2 protein-coding genes are annotated in these 1796 nt (G+C 75.9%); both read left to right on the forward strand.

The window, feature by feature from the left end; genetic code table 11:
* Nucleotides 1-121: 121 nt before the first annotated feature.
* Nucleotides 122-907: a methyltransferase gene (locus HCN56_RS25370; RefSeq protein ID WP_167974967.1), complete on the forward strand. Its 786-nt coding sequence runs from the start codon at nt 122-124 to the stop codon at nt 905-907.
* 225 nt (nt 908-1132) lie between these two features.
* The gene (locus tag HCN56_RS25375) at nt 1133-1558 is read left to right on the forward strand and encodes an SCO2097 family morphological protein (RefSeq protein ID WP_167974969.1); all 426 of its coding nucleotides are present in this window, start codon (nt 1133-1135) and stop codon (nt 1556-1558) included.
* The last annotated feature ends 238 nt before the right edge of the window (nt 1559-1796 follow it).

The following is a 1796-nucleotide window of genomic DNA, read 5'->3' on the forward strand; positions in this document are numbered from 1 at the left end:
GGCCGGCCCGGCGGGCCGGCCCGGTGTCCGCCGGGCGGGACCGGGCGGTCGGCGGCGGGGGCGAGGCCATAAGCTGGAGTGGCTCGCCCAGCACCGCATTTCCGCACGAGGAGCCACCCGCATGTCGTCTGAACCGACCGCTCCCGGCCCGCACACCGCGCTGCGTACGGGAGTCGTCTGGGAGCTGTTGCGGGGGGCCCTCGCGCGCCGCGCGGCGGCTGCCGGCTCCCCGGCGCTGGACGTGCTCGACACGGGCGGTGGCAGCGGCAGCCTCGCGGTGCGGGTCGCGGCGCTCGGCCACACGGTGACCGTGGTCGACCCCAGCCCGGACGCGCTGTTCGCGCTGGAGCGGCGTGCCGCCGAGGAAGGCGTGGCCGCACGCGTCCGCGGCGTGCAGGGGGACACCGGCGACCTGCTGGTGGTCGCCGGCAGCGGTGCCTACGACATGGTGCTGTGCCACGGCGTGCTGGAGTACACCGACGACCCCCGTGCCGCCCTCACCGCCGTCACCCGCGCGCTGCGGCCCACCGGCGGCACGCTGAGCCTGCTGGCGGCCGGGGTCGGCGGCGCCGTCCTCTCGCGTGCGCTGGCGGGGCGGTTCACCGAGGCGCGGCAGGCGCTGGCCGACCCGGACGGGCGGTGGGGCGACGCCGACCCGGTCCCGCACCGCTTCACCGCCGACCAACTGACCGCGCTCGCCTCGGCCGTGGGGCTGGACCCGCTCGCCGTCCACGGGGTGCGGATCTTCGCGGACCTGGTACCGGGCGCGCTGGTCGACACCGAGGCCGACGCGCTGGCCGCCCTCACCAGGCTGGAGGCCGACGCGGCGGCGCATCCGGCGTACCACGCGATCGCCGGGCAGCTTCACCTGCTCGCCGAGCGCACCGTGCCCCGGGCCGACTCCTGAACGTGCCCCCGTTCCCTTAGGATCGGACGTAATATCGGACGTGCGCCCGTCGGCATGGCGGAGGGGAGCCGGGGTAGGGGATTCTCCATCCCCCGGTCAGCTCCGGTCGTGGCGGAAGCGGTGGGCGGAATTCGCGTAAGGGGCGGCTTTCACAGGGAGCGTTCCCTGCCTATCCTGGAAGAGTCGGACCCGGTCGCCACCGCGACCGACGAGTAGGAGGACCCCGTGCCGCTCTCGGAGCACGAGCAGCGCATGCTCGAGCAGATGGAGCGAGCGCTGTACGCGGAAGATCCCAAGTTCGCGACAGCGCTCGAGGGCAGTGAACTGCGCACGTACACCCGCAAGCGGGTCTACCAGGGCGCGGTCGGTTTCCTGGTGGGCATCGTGCTCCTGATGGCCGGCATGGTCGCCCAGCAGATCTGGCTCAGTGTCGTCGGGTTCCTGGTCATGCTCGGCTGCGCCGTGCTCGCCGTGACCGGGTGGAAGAAGGGCCCGGTCGTGGCCTCCGCGGACGGCGCCGCGGGCTCGGGCGGCGGCAAGGCGGGCGCCCGCCCGGCCGGCCGCGGCCAGCAGCAGCCGCGGCAGCGCCGCTCGGTCATGAACCGCATCGAACAGCGCTGGCAGCGCCGCCGCGACGAACGCGACGGCTGACCACCCCGACCGGTCCCGCGACCGGTTTCCTGACGCACCGCGACGGGCCCCCGAACGACGGCGCCCGGTGCGGCCACCTCCGCCCCGGCCGGCCGCCTCGGCGGCCGACGGATGCTTGCCGCCGCAGGAACAGGTCCGGCAGCCCGGCGGCCCCGGCCCGCCGCCACCGGGCGCCACGCCGGGCGGGCACCGGGTGGGAGACAGCACCCCCGTGCCGCTGCGGGGCTCGCGGTGCGGC

The organism is Streptomyces lonarensis (assembly GCF_012033735.1).
GTDB lineage: Bacteria > Actinomycetota > Actinomycetes > Streptomycetales > Streptomycetaceae > Streptomyces > Streptomyces lonarensis.

Bases quoted from the DNA above. Each gene is read 5' to 3' on its own strand.
- HCN56_RS25370 (WP_167974967.1), top strand. From the start codon at position 122: ATGTCGTCTGAACCGACCGCTCCCGGCCCGCACACCGCGCTGCGTACG.